Genomic DNA, 20360 nt, shown 5'->3' on the forward strand with positions numbered 1-20360 from the left:
GGTCGTGCCACTATTGGGTCGGCTGCCGCTCAAGGATCAGAATCTCCAGTTCCCGATCCGGCCAGAAGTCGGTCTTGACCATCTCGAAGGTCGTTGGTCCGATCTTCTTGACGCCTTCGCCGCAGAACGAGACCAGATTGTCCGGGCTTCCCTTGTCGACGACCAGCCGGAACGTGCCGATGCCATTGCCGCCCCAATTGCCGCCGGTGGTGAGGATGTAGGAAATCCAGCTTTCGAAGAAGGGGGCCGACCACGGTTCGTCCGGATTGGTCAGCGTCTTTCGCACGGCAGCAAGAAACGGTTCGTCGGTGCAGTATTTGTCGGCATATTCCTTGGCCGGATCGTAGTCCTCATAGGGCTCGCTGAGAAAGCTCACGCCCACAGTGCCGCCGACACTGGGTTTGTAGCGATGCTCGACGGTGACCGTCTCCCCGGCAGGGAAATCGCCCTCCCAGGTATAGGTCGCCTTGTAGGTCCAGGCTGGCCAATGGTGCTTCTCCCAGCCTTCGCCGGCGTCATACTCATCCGGCGCCACCAGCCCCAGATGCAGCAGCCGTGCCGTGGTCTCATCATCCAGCGCATCCGTGGCTTCACTGGCCGCGCTGGTAATCGGCACAAGCGGCAGTCCCAGTTGCTTGATCAGCTTGGTGCGATCCACCCCGAAGGCATAGGCATATTCATGCAGGGTGGTTTCGACCGGTTCGCCATTGAGCGTGGTCTCGAACTCGAACAGGTTGTCGTCCGGCCCCATGGGAAAGGCCACCGGCGAGAAGAAATTGGGCACGATGTCGGGCATGGGGAAGGCGACGAGAATATTCTGGTCCACCTCGCCCGTATTGCGGAACTGGTAGACCACGCGGATCTCTTCCTTCGAGATGAACAGCTCCTCGCTCTCCATCACGATGTCCTGGTTGGTGACGAATTCCAGTCCACCCGTGGTCAGCACGGCCGATGTGTCATTGGCCAGCGCGGGCGCGCCAGCCAGCATCACCAATCCAATCGCAGCAATCGACCGCATGAAACCCTCCAGAAGCACTCGTGTTTCAGGCCCTTGCCCGACAGTCCGGATTCTGTGCCGGAGCTCCAACCAGGACTATCTAGCCGGTTCTGGCAGCAGCGCGAAAGGTGCTTGAAAAGCCAGCGCCGCAGAGGAAGCAGGTCCGTGGCTCACACAGAAACGGCCGCCTTGATATGCGGATGCGGATCGTAGCCTTCGAAGGTGAAGTCTTCGAAGACAAAGTCTTCCAGCCGCTTCACGTCGGGATTGATCTTGAGCACGGGCAGTCGCCGCGGCTCCCGCGTGAGCTGCAGCTTCGCCTGGTCGAAATGGTTCGAATAGAGATGCACATCGCCAAAGGTGTGGACGAAATCGCCGACCTCCAGCTCACAGACCTGCGCCACCATATGGGTCAGCAGCGCATAGGAGGCGATGTTGAAGGGCACGCCCAGGAACGTATCCGCGGAGCGCTGATAGAGCTGGCAGCTCAGCTTGCCATTGGCCACGTAGAACTGGAACAGGCAATGGCACGGCGGCAGCGCCATCTCGTCGACCTCGGCGGGGTTCCAGGCCGATACGATGTGCCGGCGTGAATCGGGCTTGGTCCTGATGCTCTCGATCACATTGGCGATCTGGTCGATCTTGCGGCCATCCGGCGCCGGCCAGCTGCGCCATTGCGAGCCATAGACGGGTCCGAGATCGCCATTCTCGTCGGCCCATTCGTCCCAGATCTTGACCCCGCGCTCCTGCAGCCAGCGCACATTGGTCTCGCCCCGGATGAACCAGAGCAGTTCATAGACGATCGACTTGAGATGCAGCTTCTTCGTCGTCAGCAGCGGGAAGCCCTGCGCGAGATCGAAACGCATCTGGTAGCCGAACAGGCTGCGCGTGCCGGTACCGGTACGGTCGGACTTGTCGGCGCCGTGTTCGAGGATATCGGAAAGAAGCTTGAGATAAGGCTGCATGCCGCAATCCTACTGCGATTCGGGCCGGGCTGCCTCCCCGGCGCGCCCCTCAACCAGCCGCATCAACAGCTCGATCTGCTCCTGCTGCTTGGTGATCAGCTGCTTGAGATCGTCATTGCGCATCTGGTCCACCTTGTCATGCAGCGCCATGATCTCGATCTCGGCCTTGAGGTTGCACTCATAGTCATGCGCCGTGACCAGCCTGTCCTTGGCCGATTGCCGGTTCTGGCTCATCATGATGACCGGCGCCTGCACGGCGGCCAGCATCGAAAGCAGCAGATTGAGGAAGATGAAGGGATAGGGGTCGGGCGCCATCTGGGCCAGCAGCAGGTTCAGGCCGACCCAGCCGACCAGCACGGCGCCGAAAATGCTGAGGAATGTCCAGGAGCCGCCAAAGGACGCCACGCCGTCCGCCAGCCGCTGGCCGAAGGTTGACTCGTCATCGAACACCATACTGGTATCCACCGACACGGCCTTCTTGCCGATGGCCTGCTGGAGAACGCGCCGCTCCTCCGCGCTCAGCGTCGTTTCACCCTTGCCCAGAAAGGTCTCGGCGGCGTGGATCAGCTTTTCGGATGATGTGTCGGTCATGGTCCAATCGACTCTCTTTGGCGGGGCAGTTGGCGGGACTACAATAGCGCATTGGTGCGGCCGTGGCCTGCAACGCCAGCAGCCCTGTGCCGCCGCGTATTGAGGTAAGTGAATACCGTCACACGTCCTGACAGGCGCTGTCACCGCGCGCCTCTAGCCATTGGCTGTTGCATCAAGGAGAGACGATCATGTTGGTTGAGCATCTCAATCCCAATGGAATGTACAAGAGCCCCGTCTTCTCGCAGGGCATCGTCATACCGGCAGGAGCCCGGATACTGCTGATCGGCGGCCAGAACAGCGTCGATGCCAAGGGCGAGGTCATTGGCAAGGGCGACATCGCCGCGCAAACCGCGCAAGCCCTGGTTAACCTGCAGATGGTGCTCGACGCCGCCGGCGCGCGCCTCGAAGACCTGGTGAAGATGACCATTGTGATCCACCAGGATGCCGACCTGCGGGCCGGATTTGGCGCCTGGATGGCGGTGTGGGGACAGCGCCCCAATCCACCCACGGTGATGGCCCTCCGCGTCGCCGCCCTTGCCAATCCCGATTTCCTCATCGAAATCGAGGCTCAAGCCGTACTGCCATGAGCCCGGTGCTCCGCCCGCTGCGCAAGCGGGAAGTCATGCCCGATTTTGTCAGCCAGGCACTCGCTGCTCGTGGCCTGCGCGACAGGTATGACGCGCGTCCGCCCTACCAGCGCAATGATTACCTGCTGTGGATCAACAAGGCGAAGCGCGACGAGACCAAGCGCGGGCATCTCGAGCAGATGCTCGATGAACTCGAAGCAGGTGGCGTCTATATGGGCATGAAATGGGGCGGCTGACGCCGTCAGGCACTCAGGCTGCTGGTCAACACGATGCCATCCGGTTCCCAGCTGTGTTCAGTGTCCATATAGGCGATGGCCCAGGAGAACACCTTGTGCATCTCCCGCAGATCGCGAGCGGCGATGGCCGGGGCAAGCAGTTCATTGACCGCCATCTTGGCCGGCAGGTGCCCGGGCGGCCCAAGTCGCTCGAAATGCACGATGACGCCCGCCTCGACCCAGGCGCCTATGACGCCCGCAAACTCCTCCGAAAGCAGGAATGCCGACTGCCGCAGGATGACCACGGTGATTTCATTTTGTGCCAGGGCCTCCGGTCTGAGGACCACGCCGCTCCGTGTAGGGTGCCAGGCGTCGGACAGCCCCGCCAGGTAGAACCAGCCGCAATACCAGCCGGCGCATTCGCTTGGCCGCCGATCATAGACCGTGCAGCCGCTGCCGCGATCACAATGCGGGCACAGCACATTGGTGGGCTTCTGCAGGCTGGGCGTGCGAATGGGCGGAAATTCGCAGCATGCCGTGCATGTGCCGCAGGTCTTGCCTTCCAGCCTCTGCGGCAACACTAGCCGACCTCCCTTGCCCCTCCCCCATTCACGACTGTGAAGGGGCGATCGGTTGCACCCGATGGCAGGGTCACCTATATAGGGAGGGCTCGCAAGAGCTATGGCGATAAACTGTCATCGTAATAAACCTTTCGGACCCGGGGGCAGTACCCGGCGCCTCCACCATCTCCCCCCGCAAGGGGGCGGCCAATGGGGGCGAAACAGGATCGACGAGGGCGTAAAGGGTGTGCTTTTGCTCGGTGAGGTACCACCGTTATCGGTCCAAAACTTATAGTTGCAAATGACAACCATAAGGCTCCAGTCGCTCTCGCTGCGTAAGCAGTGCTAGCATTGGGAAATTAAGTCCTCCACCCCTAGCCGGGTGACAGGCGGGGTCCGCAGGCACCTGGCAACAGAAGCCTGCACCTTCACGCTCTTTCCGCGCCTTTGGCCTTGAAATCTCACGGAACGTGAGGCTGATATGGATCGTTCGGGATTCTGTCCCCAAACTGGAAGGTTGCCGATGGCTGAAGATCACATGCGATACGACATTCTCGCCCAGGAAGCCCTGCGCGGCGTCGTGCGCAAGGTGCTGTCCGAAGTCGCCAAGACCGGCCTTCCCGGCGAGCATCACTTCTTCATTTCCTTCCTGACCCGCGCGCCCGGTGTGCGGCTGAGCGAGAAATTGCTTGGCCAGTACGACAAGGAAATGACCATCGTCGTGCAGAACCAGTACTGGGACCTCAAGGTCAACGAGACGGCCTTTGAAGTCGGCCTGTCCTTCGATGGCATTCCCGAGACGCTGGTCATTCCCTTCTCGGCCATCAAGGGCTTTTTCGACCCCTCAGTGCAGTTCGGCCTGCAGTTCGATCCGGCGACGGCGCCCGGCGCTGCAGCGGTGGAATCGGAAGCCGACGACGCGGTCGCCGCGGCAGCTTCCGCCTCCGAGGGCGGCGAGGAAAAGCCGGGCGAAAAGGTCGTGAGCCTAGACGCTTTCCGCAAGAAACCCTGATAAGCCACGGATGGACAAACGTTCCCTGTCCATCGCCGGTCACCGCACATCCATCGCGCTGGAGCCCGAATTCTGGGCGGCGCTTGAAGCCATGGCGGCCGAAAAGGCCCAGCCCATGGCCGGCCTGATCCGCGACATCGACGAAAACCGGCAGACGGAAAACCTGTCATCGGCTGCCCGGCTGGCCGTGCTGCGCTGGTACCAGCGCCAGCTCGAGGGCGGCTAGAACAGCGGCTGGTTGACGCCCGTACCGAGGGGCTGATTGACCTGGGGCGGCGGCAGACCCAGGTCCAGCGGGCCCGAGAATGGCGGAGTTTGCTGCGGTTCTGCTGGCAGATTCGTCTGTTCTTCTTGCAGCAATCTTTCTTCTTGCTGCCGTCTTGCTTCCTCTTCGGCCGCCAGCCGCGCCGCTTCCGCCTCTTCGGCAGCCCGCCGCCGCTGCTCCTCGATCAGCCGGTTGCGTTCGGCCGCCGCAGCGCGCTGGCGCGCCTCGTCCTCGGCCCGCAGGATTTCGAGGCGATCGACTTCCAGTTCATTGGCACGCACCAGCACGGCCGCAATCATCTCGTCGAGGTCGAGCGTCACCTCGGGCGCCAGGAGGGTACCCGCCAGGCGGGTGATAATGCGGGACGTGTCAGGTCCGACCAGCCCATTGGCATCTTCGAAATCGCGCGGGGTCATGACGAAACTGCCATTGAGCCCAAGCGAAGCGAGTGCCAGGTTGAGACTGCCGGCAAGGCCCGCACCCTCGCCCTCCACAATGAGATTGGCCAGCCGCACCACGCCGCCGGCAAGGGTGAAGGCCCCGGTCGCTGTCGGCGCCGTGAACGGCCCCTGCCCCAGCGCCAGGCCCATGATGGCGCCCATGGCGTCAGGCTCGGTATTGAGCACGTCATCTAGACCGGCCACGGTGGGAAAGACACTTGGCGACAGCTGCGCTGCCGAAAGCCCTGTCAGCGTGAAATTGCCCTCCCCCGACGCCGCGGCCATGATCTCGGCGAGACTGGGACCATTCCCCTCAAAACTCACGCCGCCATCGAGCACGCCATCCAGCGCCGCCGCAATGGCTGGCGTCGCCACCGTTTCGATCGGCATGTCCGAGAGGGTTATCCGGCCACTGACGGTCTTGTCGACCAAGGGACCGGCACAGCATACGGCGATATCGAGACCCAGCCGGCCCTCGCCCGCCACCGCTTGAAAGCGCGCCAGCCGCGTCCTTGTTTCATCCCAGCTCAGTTCGAAACTGGTCGCGCCCATGCGCTCGACGCCACCGGCCGCCAAGGCTCCCGCAGTAACCGCAACCGCGCCGCGCGTCTGCCTGCCCTGCTCGCCCAGCACGATCGGACCTTCCGGCCAGACGGCATCGCCGGCGACGAGGGCCGCCGGGCCAAACAGCGCGGCGGCCAGCCCCTCCGCCGAAACCATGTCCACGCCAATGGCGCCGGCAATGGCCGCGGTACTCCCCGTGCGCGACAGCGAGAGTTCGCCAGAAAAAGCGGTCTCCCCGGAGGTGCCGGCAATCTCCGTCAGCCGGGCGAGACGATCGCCCTCGAAATGCAGCTCGGCACGGCCATTGGCGGCCGGCAGGGTCATCCCATGGGCGCCAATCAGTCCGGCCAGTCCACCCGCATCGTCCAGCTCAACATCGAGCGTGCCGGTGCCCTCGATCTGGCCACTGCCCGCTGCCTGCAATGTGCCGTCGAAGCTGACCCGTTCATCGCCAAGGCTCGCCGTGAGGCTGCTTGCAAGGCCGTCGCCCGGCTCGCCTTCGAGGCTGAAACTCAGCAGCATCGAGCCATCCCCGCCAAAAAGCTCGGTCTCGCCGAAACCGAGCTGGCGGGTGAATGCGGTTATGTTGGTTGATTCAAGTCCGCCAGTGACCTGCAGCGGCGCAGAGGTCAGTGCACCGATGCCGCCGTCCAGTTCGGCACGCAGGTTGAGATCGCCCGCCCCCAGCGCTCCGCTCAGGGTAATGGTCTGGCCGCCATCAATCGGTTCACTGATATCGACCAGCAGGTCCGCCGGCGCCGAGTTCGCCAGGAATTCGCGCCAGCTCTGCGGCACCTCCAGCAGGTCATAGGCGCCCAGCAGGGCCGCCCCGTCACCCGCGCTGACCCGGACGAGCCCCGATCCGGATATGTCGGGTTCGGCCACCGTGCCACCGGCAACCAGCGTCGCGTCGAAGCCGACGCCGCCCCAGTCGGCTGCCGCAAGCCGGGAGAAGTTGACCCGACCGCTGCCCCACTGCCCTTCCGCGACAAGGCCCGTGCCATCCAGCCCCAGCACCCGCGCGTCAGTGCCCGTGAGCGAAAAGCTGCCAAAGGGAAAGCTGATGCCGAAGGCCGGTTCGACCGCAATGCTGGGCAGCAGGGCCGCCACCATGGCGCTGCCATCGGCGCCCAGCGCATCGAAATGCGCGACCAGATCGAGCCGCTTTTCCTCGCCAAAGCCGAGCCGTGCTTCAAGGCTGTGGTTTGCGCCGGCCAGGTTCAGCACGCCATCGGCGAGGGCGGCCGCGTCTCCGGCCAGCATGATGCTGCCCGTGAGCGTGCCCGGCACGTTGAACAGGGGATTGTTGTCGCCCGGCTTGCGCCACAGCGCCGCCAGCCCGTCAAGCCTGGCGCTCGTCAAGGACAGGTCGCCACGGAAGGCCGGGCGGTCATTCTCGCTTTCCAGCCGCCCGCTGGCGCGCAGCTCCGTATCGCCCGGCAATTGGCCGAGCAGCTGCTCGATCTGCCAGATCGTGCCGTCGGTGCGTGCGTCCACCCGCACATTGCGCAATGCAAACCCCCGCAGCCCGACCTCCGCCAGGTCGATGCCGACGCGGCCCGCCATGGGGGGAATGACGGGGGCCGGCAGCTCCGCCAGCAGGCGCACCGCCTCGTAAGGCAGGGTCGTGGCATCTTCCTTGGCGTCGCGCGGCGGCAGCGAAAACACCCCGCCCGAAATAACGGCGTCGAAACTGCGGACATCGCCGAGCTGAATGCTCGCCGCGCCGGTGAGGCGCATGCCGGCGCGGTTTTCGTCAGGTTGCAGCGTGTAGCCGGACAATACGATCCGGTCGGTCGAACCGGTGGCCTTGCTCTCCAGCACCAGGTCGCCCCTTATGTCCTCGGCAGCGTCAGCCAGTGGGGGCTTCTGCCGAAAGACGACGTCCCCATTGAATTTCGGCGCCATGCCGGGCGACAGCATGCCCTCCGCCGCAAAGGAGAAGGCCGCAGACTGTGGCTGGAGGAAGAGGGAAATGCGGGAGTTTCCCGTCTCGTCGGTGGCGCTGGAATTGAGCCGAAGACTATAGTCCTCGTCGCGATGGCTGCCGGTGCCGACGAAGGAAAACGGACCGCTGAAGCTGGATAGGCCCAACTCGCCCGTGACGTCGTTGGCCACGAAATTCTCGCCCGAGCGGCGGTCCATCAGCCGGATCGTGGCCCCGACAATGCTCGCATTTCCCAGGCCGACGCCGCTGGTCGAGGCAACGGAGACGCCGCTGCCAAAGAAGCCGCTTTCATCGATGGTGAAATCGATCACCGGCTGGCGCAGCACGAGGCGCGTGACGTTGTAGTTGTCGCGCAGGAAGTCCATCAGCGAGAATTCGGCTTCAACGCTGTCCACGGTCGCCGCCGGCTCCTCGGGCTCGCCCACCAGCACGTCGGAAAAGCGCAGCCGAGGCTGCGGCAACAGCGTGAAATCGATCTCGCCGCGCACCGTTACGGGCGTTCCGAGCACGCTGGTCGCCAACTCCTCCATGCGGCTGCGATAATCGCTCCAATGGATGAAATAGGGAGCGATGAAAGCACCGCCGAGGACGATGATCGCCAGCGAGCCGACAATGATATAGATGCGGTTCAGCACGGCGCTTGGTCACCCGGTTCGTCGCGCAGAGTGTAGGCAAGCGCGCGCCCTGCGCAACCCCGCCAGTGCACTCAATACACGCGCGCACGCACAGTTCGGTGACACGCCCCATCCTATACACCGGGCCTGCCAGCCCCTATATTGCCAATGAGAACAAAATAAGATTCGTCAATCCCCGCGCTGCACCCGCCAGCCCCGGCATGCAGCGATGGAAAGGCCCTTTATGTCCGGTGCAAACCACCCACTTCCCCGCCCAGCCGCTGGCGCGATCACTAGCCAGTTCAGCAGGCAGGCGGCACCTGACTACCTCCAGGGTCTCAATGAAGAGCAGCGCGAGGCTGTGCTGACGATCGACGGGCCTCTGCTGGTGCTGGCCGGCGCTGGTACTGGCAAGACGCGCGTCCTGACCACCCGCATCGCCCATATCCTCACCACCAAGCGCGCCTGGCCGTCCGAAATCCTGTCGGTGACCTTCACCAACAAGGCCGCCCGCGAGATGAAGGAGCGCATCGGCAAACTTGTCGGCGCGGGCGTCGAGGGCATGCCCTGGCTCGGCACGTTTCACTCTATCGGCGCCCGTATCCTGCGCCGCCATGCGGAACTGGTGGACCTGCGGTCCGACTTCACCATCCTCGACACCGATGACCAGATCCGCCTGATCAAGCAGCTGCTCGACGCCGAGAACATCGATGAGAAGCGCTGGCCGGCCAAGCAGTTTGCTGGAATGATGGACGCGTGGAAGAACCGGGGGCTGCTGCCCAAGGACGTCTCGCCGGCGGACAGTGGTGCCTACGCCAATGGCCGCGGCGCCAAGCTCTATGCCGACTACCAGGCGCGGCTGAAGGTGATCAACGCGGCCGACTTCGGCGACCTGGTGCTCGAATGTATCCGCCTGTTCCGCGAGTACCCCGATGTGCTCGCCGACTATCACCGGCGCTTCAAATACATGCTGGTCGACGAATACCAGGATAGCAACACCGCCCAATATCTCTGGCTGCGCTTGCTTGCCCAGGGCAAGCCCGCCAGCGAAGCCAACATCTGCGTCGTGGGCGACGACGACCAATCCATCTATGGCTGGCGCGGCGCCGAGGTCGACAACATCCTGCGCTTTGAAAAGGACTTTCCCGGCGCCAAGGTCATCAAGCTGGAGCGCAACTATCGTTCCACCGGCAATATTCTCCGGGCGGCCTCCGCCGTCATCGCCTTCAACGAAGATCGCCTGGGCAAGACGTTGCACAACGACTCCGTCGAAAAAGGCGAGCCGCTTTCGGTCACCTCGGTCTGGGACAGCGAGGAAGAAGCGCGCACCATCGGCGACGAGATCGAGACCTACCAGCGCCAGGGTGAAGCGCTGAACTCCATGGCCATTCTCGTGCGCGCCTCGCACCAGATGCGCTCGTTCGAAGAGCGCTTCATCACGCTGGGGCTGAATTACCGGGTCATTGGCGGCCCGCGCTTCTATGAGCGCAAGGAAATCCGCGACGCCATCGCCTATCTGCGCGTCGTCTCCAACCCCTCTGACGGTCTCAGCTTCGAGCGCATCGTCAATACGCCCAAGCGCGGGCTGGGCGACACAACGGTACAACTGCTGCACAACGCTGCGCGTGCAGCCAATGTAGCGCTTCTGCCCGCCACCCGTATGCTGCTGCAGACCGAGGAGCTCAAAGCCAAGCCGCGGAGCACCTTGCGCGACCTCATCAACCAGTTCGACGACTGGTCCTCGCGGCTGCACGAGCGTGTGGCAATTGAGACGGCCGAAGGGGATAACGGCGAGGTCGTGGAAGTGGAGAACGTGCTGCCCCCAGTGCCGCACTACCAGCTGGCCGAGCAGATCCTCGACGAGAGCGGCTACACCAAGATGTGGCAGGACGATAAGTCCCCGGACGCCCCGGGGCGCCTGGAAAACCTCAAGGAACTCGTGCGCTCGATGGAAGAGTTCGAGACCCTGGGCGGCTTCCTCGAACACATATCGCTGGTCATGGACCGCGATACCGCCGAGGCCGACGACGCCGTGTCCATCATGACGCTGCATTCTGCCAAGGGCCTGGAATTCGATACCGTCTTCCTGCCGGGCTGGGAGGAAGGCCTGTTTCCCAGCCAGCGCACCATGGACGAGAGCGGCCGTGCCGGCCTCGAGGAAGAGCGGCGCCTCGCCTATGTCGGCATCACCCGGGCCCGCAAGCGCGCCCGCCTCTCGGTGGCACAGAATCGCCGGATCAACGGCCTCTGGCAATCGGCCATTCCATCGCGCTTTCTCGACGAACTGCCGGCCGACGCCGTCGAGGTTGTCGACACCGGCTCGTCCTATGGCGGCTATGGCTATGGTGGGGGCGCTTCGTCGCGCTTCAACAAGGCCGACCCGTTCGAGAGTGTCTACGAAACCCCCGGCTGGCAGCGCGCCCGCAACCAGCAGGCCAGTCGCAAGGGCGGCGGACCGCTGACGATTGATGGCGATCTGGTGGCGCGGTCGGTTGATCTGGGCGGGGATAAATCCGCCTTTGGGCTGGGTGAGCGCGTGTTTCACCTCAAGTTCGGCTATGGCGCCATAACCGACATCGAGGGCAACAAGCTGACCATCGATTTCGAAAAGGCCGGCCGCAAGAAGGTGCTGGAGAGCTTTGTTAAGAAGGGCTGATGGCCCGAGGAGACCCGCATGATCATCTCGACCACCCCCACGCTCGAAGGCCGCCCGGTGCGGGAATATCTTGGTATTGTCACCGGCGAAGTCATTGTCGGCGCCAACATTTTCAAGGATTTGTTTGCCGGCATCCGCGACATTGTCGGCGGCCGGGCCGGCGCCTATGAGGGCGCATTGCGCGATGCGCGGCGGCAGGCCTATGACGAGCTGCGCTACGAGGCCGAGCGCATGGGGGCCGACGCCGTGGTGGGTGTGGACCTCGATTACGAGGTGGTCGGCCAGGGCGGATCGATGCTCATGGTCTCGATCTCGGGCACTGCGGTGAAGCTCTAGCCGCCACATTGTCGCCCCCAGTCTGAACGGGTCATGACGCCGATAATTGTCTCTGTGACAATTTCGGTCGCATTGACTTGTCGTGACGGCTGCCGCAACAAGGCAAAATCAATTCCAGAGGCCTGCCCATGCCCGTCGACCAGCTTTCGGCCCCGCTCACCAAGGACCAGGCCTATGCGCTTGTCGATGCCGTCATGGAGCGCGATGACCTGGCGCTGACCGCCTCGGCGCACGAGAATGAAGAGACCGGCGAGTGGTTTTTCGAAGCCACCTGCGAGAGCCCGCCCGATGTCGAGTCATTTGTCGAACTGGCGCGCCAGACGCTCGGCGAGGCCGTGGACTTTTCCGTTGCCCCGATCGACCCCGAGATCAACTGGGTCGCCCGCTCTCTCGAGGGCCTGGCGCCAGTGATCGCCGGGGGCTTCTATGTCTATGGCAGCCACGAGACCGGCCCCGTGCCGGGCGGACTGACGCCGATGAAGATCGACGCCGCCCAGGCCTTCGGCACCGGGCATCATGAGACCACGACCGGATGCCTTGAGGCCATCGACAAGGTGCTCAAGCGCCGCAAGCCGCGGCACATGATCGATGTCGGCACCGGCACCGGCGTGTTGGCCATCGCGCTGGCCAAGCGCACGCGCAGCACGGTCATCGCCAGCGATATCGACCCGATCTCGGTGACGACGACGATCGAGAACGCCGCCCAGAACGGGGTCGGCACCCAGATCGTGGCGCTGGAAGCGACCGGGGTGAACCATCCCACCATCCAGCGCAATGCGCCCTATGACCTGATCGTCGCCAATATCCTGGCCGGCCCGCTGATGGCGCTGGCGCCCGCCATCGGCAAGATTGCCCGGAAGGGCGCCGTAGTGATCCTGTCGGGAATTCTGCAGCACCAGGCGCGCGGCGTCATCAATGCCTATGCGCGCCAGGGCATGGTGCTGAACCAGAAATTGCAGCGCAAGGACTGGACCACGCTGATTCTGGAAATGCCTTAGGCCTTCTTGACCTCTCCCCCGAAGGGAGAGGTAGACTTCCTTGGGTCGGCTGAGGGCCTTCCTAAACACCGCACCGGGTAAAGGCCCCCTCACCCGGCGCTGCGCGCCGACCTCTCCCCCAAGGGAGAGGTACAAAAGCAAAATCCCCGAAGCAGGCTCCGGGGATCAAACAAAATCGTCAGCAGTTACCTGCAGCGGCCTTATGGGCGCTTGGTGAATGCGCCGATCAGCTGGTGCTGCATGCGATAGCTGACCTGGCGGCTCGATTCACGGCCACGGGCGTCGATGACGGACCCCAGTGCCTTGCGGAAATCGTTCTTGCTCTCGGTCATTTCAGTCTCCATGCACGTTGACGACGGTCTATTGCCCCCGTCACGATCTATGTAGGCTTCTGCGCTGCACTTGGTTAGGGGTCTCTGGTCAGACCAGCCCTGCAAGGCGCGCAGGCCGCCTTACCGCTTCGTTAACTTGCTGTTCATCTTGCCGAATTCGCGCTCGAAGCGCTCGACGTAGCGCTCTGCCTGACGCTGGCGACCGGCCAGCAGCGCGTCAAAGGCCCGCGCCATGAAATTCTTGTCCTGTGCCATCTTCGTTCTCCTGTGCTGTGCCTCTAAGATAGGCCGCAGCCGGCGATATGCCAGCCCCGCCACAGCACGCCAGCCATGACCGGAGCGCACTCCGGCACGAGGATTCCTGCCCATGACCACCCAGACCTTCCCGCCCGCCAAGTTCCAGAGCTTTGAGGAGAAGGCCGACAAGACCAATGTCGCCCCCCGCCTCGCGGCGCTGCGCGCGGCGATGGCCAAGGCCGGGGTCGATGCCTTCCTCATCCCGCGCGCCGATGCGCATCGTGGCGAGTCGGTGCCGGCGAGCGAAGCCCGCCTGGCCTGGGTCACCGGCTTTACCGGATCGGCCGGGCTGGCCGTCGTCGGTGCGCGCAAGGCGGGTCTCTTCGTCGACAGCCGCTATACGCTGCAGGCCCCGGCCCAGACCGACACGGCCAAGGTCAAGGTGCATGAATGGCTGCTGGGCGGGATCTCGCCCGAAGTGGCCGACTATGTGCCCAAGGGCGGCACCATTGCCTATGATCCCTGGCTGCATACGCCGGGAGAAATCCGCGACCTGGCGGCCAAGCTCGGCGACCGCGCCCGGCTCGTCCCCGGCGCCAACCTGGTCGATGCCATCTGGACCGACCGCCCCGGCGCACCAGTCAGCATGGTGGAATTTCTCGGCCACAACCGCGCCGGCCAGACGGCCACCGACAAGATCGCCGAAATCCAGAAATCCATCGCCGCCGACCATGCCGATGCCGCAGTGCTGACGCTGCCGGAATCGATCTGCTGGCTGCTCAACATGCGCGGCCGCGACGTGCCCAACACGCCCTTCGTGCTGGGCTTCGCCATCCTGCCGAAAAAGGGCCAGCCCACGCTCTATCTCGACCCGGCCAAGATCACCGGTGATATCCGCAAATCGCTCGATGGCGTCGCCAGGCTTGCCAGCAGCAAAACCCTGCCGGCAGCTTTGGCCAAGCTGGGCCAGGCCGGCAAGGCCGTGCTGATCGACCCGGCCTCAGCGCCGGAAGCCATCGCTTCCACACTCAAGGATGCCGGCGCAAAGCTGGTGGAAAAGCGCGATCCGGTGCTGCTGCCCAAATCGCGCAAGAATGCCGCCGAACTGGCAGGCATGCGCGAGGCCCATCTGCTCGACGGCGTGGCGCTGGCCAGGTTCCTTGCCTGGTTCGACGCCACTGCGCCCGGGGGCGAGCTGACCGAGATCGGCATTGTCACCGCGCTCGAGGCCTTCCGGCGCGAGGAGGAGACCTGCGTCGATGCCAGCTTCGACACCATCTCGGGCGCCGGCCCCAATGGCGCCATCGTGCATTATCGGGTGAGCGAGAAGACCGACCGCCGCCTCGCGCCCGGCGAAATCATGCTCGTCGACAGCGGCGCGCAATATCTGTCAGGCACCACCGACATCACAAGAACCCTGGCGACCGGCAAGCCGACCGCAGAGCAGCAGGATCGCTATACCCGCGTGCTCAAGGGCATGATCGCCATCTCCATGGCGCGCTTCCCCAAGGGCACGACCGGCGCACAGCTCGATATCCTGGCGCGGCAATTCCTCTGGCAGGACGGGGTGACCTATAACCATGGCACCGGCCATGGCGTGGGCGCCTATCTCGGCGTGCATGAGGGCCCGGTAGGCATCTCGTCGCGCTACACCACGCCCTTCGAGGTCGGCAACATCATTTCCAACGAACCGGGCTACTACAAGACCGGGGAATACGGCATCCGCATCGAAAACCTCGTCACCGTGATCGAGAGCAAGGCCTTTCCCGGCTATCTCGAATTCGAGACCCTGACCCTGGCGCCGATCGACAAGCGGCTGATCGACATGAAGCTGCTGACGGACGCAGAGCGGCAGTGGCTGGATGCCTATCACCAGCGCGTCTGGAAGGAGATCGGGCCCAAGGTGACGGGCAAGGTCAGGGACTGGCTCAAGGACGCGACTTCTGCGCTGTAGGCCCCCACCCAGCCTCCCCTGAAGGGGGAGGAGTTCGCCCGGTGACTTGGGAAGATTATGTTCGCCACTGGATCCCCCTCTCCCCTTGAGGGAGAGGGACGACATTTCTGCGTTGAGCAGAAATGTCAGGGTGAGGGGTGCTGCGTCATCCCATGCCAGTCGCCAAGTAAGAGACCCCTCATCCGCCCTTCGGGCACCTTCTCCCTCAAGGGGAGAAGGGAAGCGGGCCATGCCCTCACCCGGCCCTGTGGCCCGGCACCCCGCCATTCGGGCATAGCCCTCATGGCCTTCTGACCTAAAATCGCGCCACTGGCGCGATTTTGCCCTGCGGGCCGCGTGCCCCGCCATTCGGGCATAGCCCTCATGGCCTTCTAGCCTAAAATCGCTCCACTGGAGCGATTTTGCCCTGCGGGCCGGCTAGAAGCCCAACGGATCATAGGTCAGGGCCCAGCTGAGCAGCCAGTGCTCTTCGCTGCCCATGGAGGCCACGTCGTCGACTTTCCAGCCGTCGGCCTCGCGGATCATGGCGATGCTGAGCAGGCGGGGCTGGTCGAAATTGTGGTAGCTGACATTGACCACGGCGCGGTCGTCGATAATGGCCGCCTCCCCGATCGCCACGTCGAACAGCAGGGCGTTGAGGTCGGGCAGGAAGGGGTTGAACACCGCGTCGAGCGTGAATTCGGACCCGTTCATCGCCGCATCGCTGGCAAAGACATCGTTTTCGATGGCCTGGTCGAACAGGCCCTTGAGGCGCGCCGAGTAATAGACCGATGGGTCGGCCACGGCGCGCCCCAGGTGATAGTCGTCGTAGATGGCCGAGGCCAAGGCCTTGGGGTCGTTGAAGGTCTCGGCCGCCCAGGCCGTAGGCGACAGCATCAGCGCCGCCACCACCACTGCCGGATTCAATCGCATCATTATGCCCTCACATCATGCTGCCCAATTCGCTAGCGATCGGGCGCGGCGCGACTGTGATCGGGCGGTGGCGAATTTGCGGCGGCAGGCTAAATTGTCGGTAATCTACTGGTAGATCGCCGCCGCCTCGGCAAAGATTTCGCTCAGGCGATACTGATTTTCCGGGCTCGTGGAGACCACATCGTCAATCTTCCAGCCGCCGTCTTCCAGCACCAGTTCATAAACCAGGCTCCGCGGCTGGCCGAAATTGTTGAAGGTCACGTCGACCGAGGCATAGTCGCCAGCAATGCCGGCAGCGCCGATGTCGAAATCGGTGATCTCGAAATCCTGCCCGTCGACAAAGGGATCAAAGCTGATGGCGCCCATCTCGCCCTCCGGCGTGATCTCGGCATCATTGTCGTAGAGCGCCTGCAGGTCCTGCGACCGGAACACGCTCTCGTCGTCATAGAATTCGCCAATGAAATAGGGCTCGTAGAAGGCCTCGAGCAGCGCCTCGGGCGTCTCGAAGGGCTGGGCGGCGCTGGGGCCGGTAAAGGCCAGAACGAGGCCGGCAGCATAGGCAGCAAGGCGCATGGACGTCTCCAGGAGGAAGGGCGGATCAGTTGAACCAGAGGGCGAAACCGGGCCAGTTATCCCCGAAGACCCGGTTGGCTTCGGCAAAGCTCTGGGCATCGGCAATGGGGCCGGGCTTGATGAAGGACAGCGCGCCCTGCCCAGCGAACAGCATGACCAGGTCGGTTTCGGTGGCGGTCTCGAAATAGGCCTTGAGATCAAAGCCCTGCCTGAAGCGCCAATGCGGCAGCAGCAGCTCGCCCGCCAGGATCTGGTCGAGCCGGTCCAGCGTTGCCATCCAGGCCGCGACGGTTTCTTCGGTCACTGCCATGTCCGGCACCAGCGAGGTCTGGGCGGGCGACGGCACCAGTTCGCGGTCATCGTCGGTTTCCGCCAGGATCAGCTCCCAGTTCTTGCGCGACAGAGCGGTGATCGACTGCAATCGCTCGCGCACGCCGGCCAGGCGCGCCGCATCGGTCACCGGGAAATCGGCGGTATGCAGCGCGGCGATGATATCAGCAATGAAGGCATCGCTGTCGGCATCCATGAACAGGGTGCCGCCCTGCGCATGCTCCTGCATCGGCAGGCCGGCCTTGGGGAAGACGCGATGCAGATAGGCATCGAAGAATTCGGAGAAATCATGCGCCAGTAGCAGCTCGACCGGCGCGCTGACCACGGTGCTGTAGCCGGCAAACCAGATGGCATCGGCATTGTCGAAGCCGATCGTGGCGTCGGGGGCCGATGCGCTGTCCTTGGTCTTGCTCTTGCCGCCCGGTGGCGGCGCATCGGGCGTGGGGATATCGGCAAAATTGCCGACTGCCCCCATCAGCGTGCCCAGCGTTTCGCCGGCCTCGGCCGTGCCATTGCCGTCGAGATCGATGCGGACTCTGAGCGGATCGATGGGGATGACGAAATCGGCGCCGACCTCGGCCATCTGGAAATGCCCGGAGGCCACATCGAGCGTTGCAGTGAACCGTTCGAAGATGTCCACCAGCCCCTGATAGCTCAGTGGCTCGGGATCGGTATTGGCGGACGCAGCGGGCATGTCGAAGCCCATGCCGAACAGCATGGCCATGGCCGGCGAATTGGGCGAGGTGGCGCCATGGCGGTACATGGCCTGCGCCAGATCCTCATAGGCGGTGACGAGATCGAGCAGGCCCAGCGCGAAGCAGGCATCGGTGTGGAGCTGCTCGCAACGCTGCAGCGCGAGATCGCCGATCTCGGCCAGGTTGCCATCATAAAGCCGTTGCGCCAGCTGCTCGCCGACCTCGCTGGCCGACGCCATGCCCGGCAGCATCGCCGCCGCCAGGGCCAGTACTCGCAGTTTCCGCATCGCGCTCTCCCGCATCACGCTACTTGCCCACCCGCGCGAACCATTCATCCTCGCTGATCACCTCGACGCCCAGCGCCTCGGCCGATTTCAGCTTGGACCCCGCCCCCGGCCCGGCCACGAGGATATCGGTCTTGGCCGAGACCGAGCCAGCCACCTTGGCGCCCATGCGTTCGGCCATGGCCTTGGCTTCCGAGCGGGACATCTTTTCCAGCGACCCTGTGAACACCACCGTCTTGCCGGCGACGACGCTGTCGGCCGAAACCACGACCTTGTATTCCTTCGGCCTGACCTGGGCCAGGAGGGCATCGAGCGCCGCATCATTGCGCTCATTGCCGAAGAAATCCACCAGCGCCTCGATTACCGTGCCGCCAATGCCATCCACCGAGGGGAACACGGATAGCGGGTCCTCTGCGGCGGCGGTGGCCTTGCCGACGCGGATCAGCTCTTCCATGGTCCCGAAGGTACGGGCCAGCACGGCGGCCGTGGTCTCCCCGATGTGGCGGATGCCCAAGGCGAAGATGAACCGGTCGAGCTCCGGCTCGCGCCGCGCATCGATGGCGGCGAAGAGCTTGTCGAGGCCCTCGAAATTGCGGTCCTCGACGCTGCGTATGGCCTTGCGCGTCTTGCCCGAGGCGGCTTCGCGGAGCCGCGCCTGTTCCTCGCGCCGCTCGGCCAGCGCCTGCTGCACTTCGGGGCGACGATCCTTGAGGGTGAAGAGATCGGCCGCGGTCTTGACCAGCCCCTTGGAGAAGAAGAGCTCGATATTCTCGGCCCCCAACCCCTCGATATCGAGCGCGCCGCGCGACACGAAATGGCGCAGACCCTCCACCGCCTGGGCCGGGCAGATCAACTCCCCGGTGCAGCGGCGGCGGGAATCCTCCTTGCCGGTTTTCTCGTTGATTTCGCGCGTGGCCGGCGAGCCGCAGACCGGGCAGGTTTCGGGAAATTCGTAGGGCACGGCATCGGCCGGCCGCTTGTCCAGCACGACGCGCACGATCTGCGGGATCACGTCGCCGGCCCGCTGGATGACCACGGTGTCGCCGATGCGGATATCGACGCCTTCGCGGATCGGCAGGCCATTGCTGTCGAAGCCCTTGATATAGTCCTCGTTGTGCAGCGTCACATTCTCGACCACGACGCCACCGACGGTGACGGGTTCGAGCCGCGCCACCGGCGCCAGCGTGCCGGTGCGCCCGACCTGGATGTCGATCTTTTTGACCACGGTGGTCGCCTGTTCGGCGGGGAATTTATGCGCCACGGCCCAGCGCGGCTCGCCGGTGACAAAGCCCCAGCGGCGCTGCAGTTCGAGCTGGTCGACCTTGTAGACCACGCCATCGATATCGTAGCCCAGCGAAGAGCGCTGCTCCTCTATCCGCCGATAATGCGCGATCAGCTCGTCCACCGATTTCGCCCGCACCATCAGCGGGGAGACCTGGAAGCCCCAGTCGCGGAACTTCTGCACGGCTTCATACTGGGTGGGCGCCGGATCCTCGGTGGTGGCGCCCCAGGCATAGGCGAAAAAGCGCAGGTTGCGGCTGGCGGTGACCGCGGCATCCTTCTGGCGCAGCGAGCCGGCGGCCGTGTTGCGCGGATTGACATAATCCTGCCCGCCGGCGGCCGCGGAGCGGGCCTTGAGCGCCTGGAACTCTGCATAGGTCATATAGACCTCGCCGCGGATCTCTATGCTCTGCGGCCAACCCGTGCCGGCGAGCTTTTCGGGAATGTCCTTGATGGTGCGCAGATTGGCGGTGATGTCCTCGCCCACGCTGCCATCGCCGCGCGTCGCGCCCTGCACGAAGACACCGTTCTCGTAGCGCAAGGAGGCGGACAGCCCGTCGATCTTGGGCTCGGCGGTGAAGGCGATTTCCAGCCCCTCGTCCTTCTGGAAGAAGCGCCGGCCGCGCTCGATGAAATCGACCACGTCATCATCGGTATAAGCTTTGGCGAGGCTCAGCATCGGCACGGCGTGGCGCACCTTGGCAAAACCCTCGGCGGGCGGGGCGCCGACATTGAGCGAGGGACTGTCCTCGCGCACCAGGTTGGGAAAGGCCTCCTCGATGGCGTCGTTGCGGCGGCGCAGTTCGTCATAGGCCGCGTCGGTGATCTCGGGCGCGTCCTTCTGGTGATAGGCGATATCGGCTTCGGCAATGGCCTTGGCCAGCCGCGCCAGCTCGCTATCGGCCTCCTGCTCGGTGAGATCGTCGACGGGTTTGCTGGACAGGTCGGTCATTGCTTGCTCATGCATTGATTGGCCATCGCGCCCCCTCATCCGGCGCTGCGCGCCACCTTCTC

At 64.1% G+C, this 20360-nt stretch carries 19 protein-coding genes and 1 other RNA gene; 9 read left to right on the forward strand and 11 right to left on the reverse strand.

Annotated elements, in window-relative coordinates:
* Positions 1-10: 10 nt before the first annotated feature.
* From ACLI1C_RS12975 to ACLI1C_RS12985, 3 genes are all read right to left on the reverse strand, one after another.
* Positions 11-1018 carry a DUF4424 domain-containing protein gene (locus ACLI1C_RS12975; RefSeq protein ID WP_411397404.1) on the reverse strand — a complete coding sequence of 336 codons (1008 nt, stop codon included), beginning with the start codon at positions 1016-1018 and terminating at the stop codon, positions 11-13.
* Positions 1019-1167: 149 nt separating this feature from the next.
* Positions 1168-1962 (reverse strand): thymidylate synthase, encoded by a 795-nt coding sequence (locus ACLI1C_RS12980; RefSeq protein ID WP_411397406.1) that lies wholly within the window; start codon positions 1960-1962, stop codon positions 1168-1170.
* A gap of 9 nt (positions 1963-1971) precedes the next feature.
* Complete coding sequence (locus ACLI1C_RS12985) at positions 1972-2553, reverse strand: DUF1003 domain-containing protein (RefSeq protein WP_411397408.1); 582 nt, start codon at positions 2551-2553, stop codon at positions 1972-1974.
* 188 nt (positions 2554-2741) lie between these two features.
* Between ACLI1C_RS12985 and ACLI1C_RS12990 the strand changes: the two genes are divergently transcribed.
* Both ACLI1C_RS12990 and ACLI1C_RS12995 read left to right on the forward strand, forming a co-directional pair.
* The gene (locus ACLI1C_RS12990; RefSeq protein ID WP_411397410.1) at positions 2742-3140 is read left to right on the forward strand and encodes a RidA family protein; all 399 of its coding nucleotides are present in this window, start codon (positions 2742-2744) and stop codon (positions 3138-3140) included.
* The gene (locus ACLI1C_RS12995) at positions 3137-3376 is read left to right on the forward strand and encodes a YdeI/OmpD-associated family protein (RefSeq protein ID WP_411397411.1); all 240 of its coding nucleotides are present in this window, start codon (positions 3137-3139) and stop codon (positions 3374-3376) included. Before ACLI1C_RS12990 ends, ACLI1C_RS12995 begins: the two co-directional genes overlap by 4 nt.
* A 5-nt stretch (positions 3377-3381) precedes the next feature.
* Here ACLI1C_RS12995 and ACLI1C_RS13000 read toward each other — a convergent pair whose 3' ends face one another.
* On the reverse strand, positions 3382-3936 hold the full coding sequence (locus ACLI1C_RS13000) for a hypothetical protein (RefSeq protein ID WP_411397412.1): 555 nt from the start codon (positions 3934-3936) through the stop codon (positions 3382-3384).
* A 48-nt stretch (positions 3937-3984) separates the two neighbouring features.
* On the opposite strand from ACLI1C_RS13000, the gene ssrA reads away from it, so the two are divergent.
* The 3 genes from ssrA (at position 3985) to ACLI1C_RS13015 (ending at position 5153) form a co-directional block, all read left to right on the forward strand.
* Positions 3985-4342: a transfer-messenger RNA gene (ssrA, locus tag ACLI1C_RS13005) on the forward strand.
* Between the two features lie 96 nt (positions 4343-4438).
* On the forward strand, positions 4439-4927 hold the full coding sequence (locus tag ACLI1C_RS13010) for an SspB family protein (RefSeq protein ID WP_411397413.1): 489 nt from the start codon (positions 4439-4441) through the stop codon (positions 4925-4927).
* Between the two features lie 10 nt (positions 4928-4937).
* Positions 4938-5153, forward strand: a complete 216-nt coding sequence (locus tag ACLI1C_RS13015) for a ribbon-helix-helix domain-containing protein (RefSeq protein ID WP_411397414.1) — start codon at positions 4938-4940, stop codon at positions 5151-5153.
* On the opposite strand, the gene ACLI1C_RS13020 is transcribed toward ACLI1C_RS13015, so the two are convergent.
* On the reverse strand, positions 5150-8779 hold the full coding sequence (locus ACLI1C_RS13020) for an AsmA family protein (protein WP_411397416.1): 3630 nt from the start codon (positions 8777-8779) through the stop codon (positions 5150-5152). The genes ACLI1C_RS13015 and ACLI1C_RS13020 overlap by 4 nt on opposite strands.
* Positions 8780-8987: 208 nt before the next feature.
* Here ACLI1C_RS13020 and ACLI1C_RS13025 point away from each other — a divergent pair, with 208 nt between their 5' ends.
* The 3 genes from ACLI1C_RS13025 to ACLI1C_RS13035 all read left to right on the forward strand — a co-directional run bounded on the left by ACLI1C_RS13025 (position 8988) and on the right by ACLI1C_RS13035 (position 12748).
* A complete protein-coding gene (locus ACLI1C_RS13025; protein ID WP_411397417.1) occupies positions 8988-11414 on the forward strand; it encodes an ATP-dependent helicase in 2427 nt (808 codons plus the stop codon).
* A gap of 18 nt (positions 11415-11432) precedes the next feature.
* Positions 11433-11750, forward strand: a complete 318-nt coding sequence (locus ACLI1C_RS13030; RefSeq protein WP_411397419.1) for a heavy metal-binding domain-containing protein — start codon at positions 11433-11435, stop codon at positions 11748-11750.
* A 128-nt stretch (positions 11751-11878) separates the two neighbouring features.
* Positions 11879-12748, forward strand: a complete 870-nt coding sequence (locus ACLI1C_RS13035) for a 50S ribosomal protein L11 methyltransferase (protein WP_411397420.1) — start codon at positions 11879-11881, stop codon at positions 12746-12748.
* Positions 12749-12948: 200 nt separating this feature from the next.
* Here the strand turns inward: ACLI1C_RS13035 and ACLI1C_RS13040 are convergent, their stop codons facing one another.
* Positions 12949-13080, reverse strand: coding sequence for a hypothetical protein (locus ACLI1C_RS13040; RefSeq protein ID WP_263574796.1), 132 nt, complete (start codon positions 13078-13080; stop codon positions 12949-12951).
* Positions 13081-13200: 120 nt separating this feature from the next.
* On the reverse strand, positions 13201-13335 hold the full coding sequence (locus tag ACLI1C_RS13045) for a hypothetical protein (protein ID WP_411397422.1): 135 nt from the start codon (positions 13333-13335) through the stop codon (positions 13201-13203).
* Positions 13336-13447: 112 nt separating this feature from the next.
* Between ACLI1C_RS13045 and ACLI1C_RS13050 the strand changes: the two genes are divergently transcribed.
* Positions 13448-15271: an aminopeptidase P family protein gene (locus ACLI1C_RS13050; RefSeq protein WP_411397424.1), complete on the forward strand. Its 1824-nt coding sequence runs from the start codon at positions 13448-13450 to the stop codon at positions 15269-15271.
* A 417-nt stretch (positions 15272-15688) separates the two neighbouring features.
* On the opposite strand, the gene ACLI1C_RS13055 is transcribed toward ACLI1C_RS13050, so the two are convergent.
* The 4 genes from ACLI1C_RS13055 to ligA all read right to left on the reverse strand — a co-directional run bounded on the left by ACLI1C_RS13055 (position 15689) and on the right by ligA (position 20289).
* Entirely contained in the window at positions 15689-16186 is a 498-nt protein-coding gene (locus ACLI1C_RS13055) for a hypothetical protein (protein ID WP_411397426.1), read from the reverse strand.
* 102 nt (positions 16187-16288) lie between these two features.
* Positions 16289-16756 (reverse strand): DUF3828 domain-containing protein, encoded by a 468-nt coding sequence (locus tag ACLI1C_RS13060; protein WP_411397427.1) that lies wholly within the window; start codon positions 16754-16756, stop codon positions 16289-16291.
* 25 nt (positions 16757-16781) lie between these two features.
* Positions 16782-18068 (reverse strand): hypothetical protein, encoded by a 1287-nt coding sequence (locus ACLI1C_RS13065; RefSeq protein ID WP_411397428.1) that lies wholly within the window; start codon positions 18066-18068, stop codon positions 16782-16784.
* Positions 18069-18087: 19 nt separating this feature from the next.
* Positions 18088-20289, reverse strand: a complete 2202-nt coding sequence (ligA, locus tag ACLI1C_RS13070; protein ID WP_411398327.1) for an NAD-dependent DNA ligase LigA — start codon at positions 20287-20289, stop codon at positions 18088-18090.
* Between the last annotated feature and the right edge of the window lie 71 nt (positions 20290-20360).

The organism is Devosia sp. XGJD_8, assembly GCF_046614475.1.
Lineage (GTDB): Bacteria > Pseudomonadota > Alphaproteobacteria > Rhizobiales > Devosiaceae > Devosia.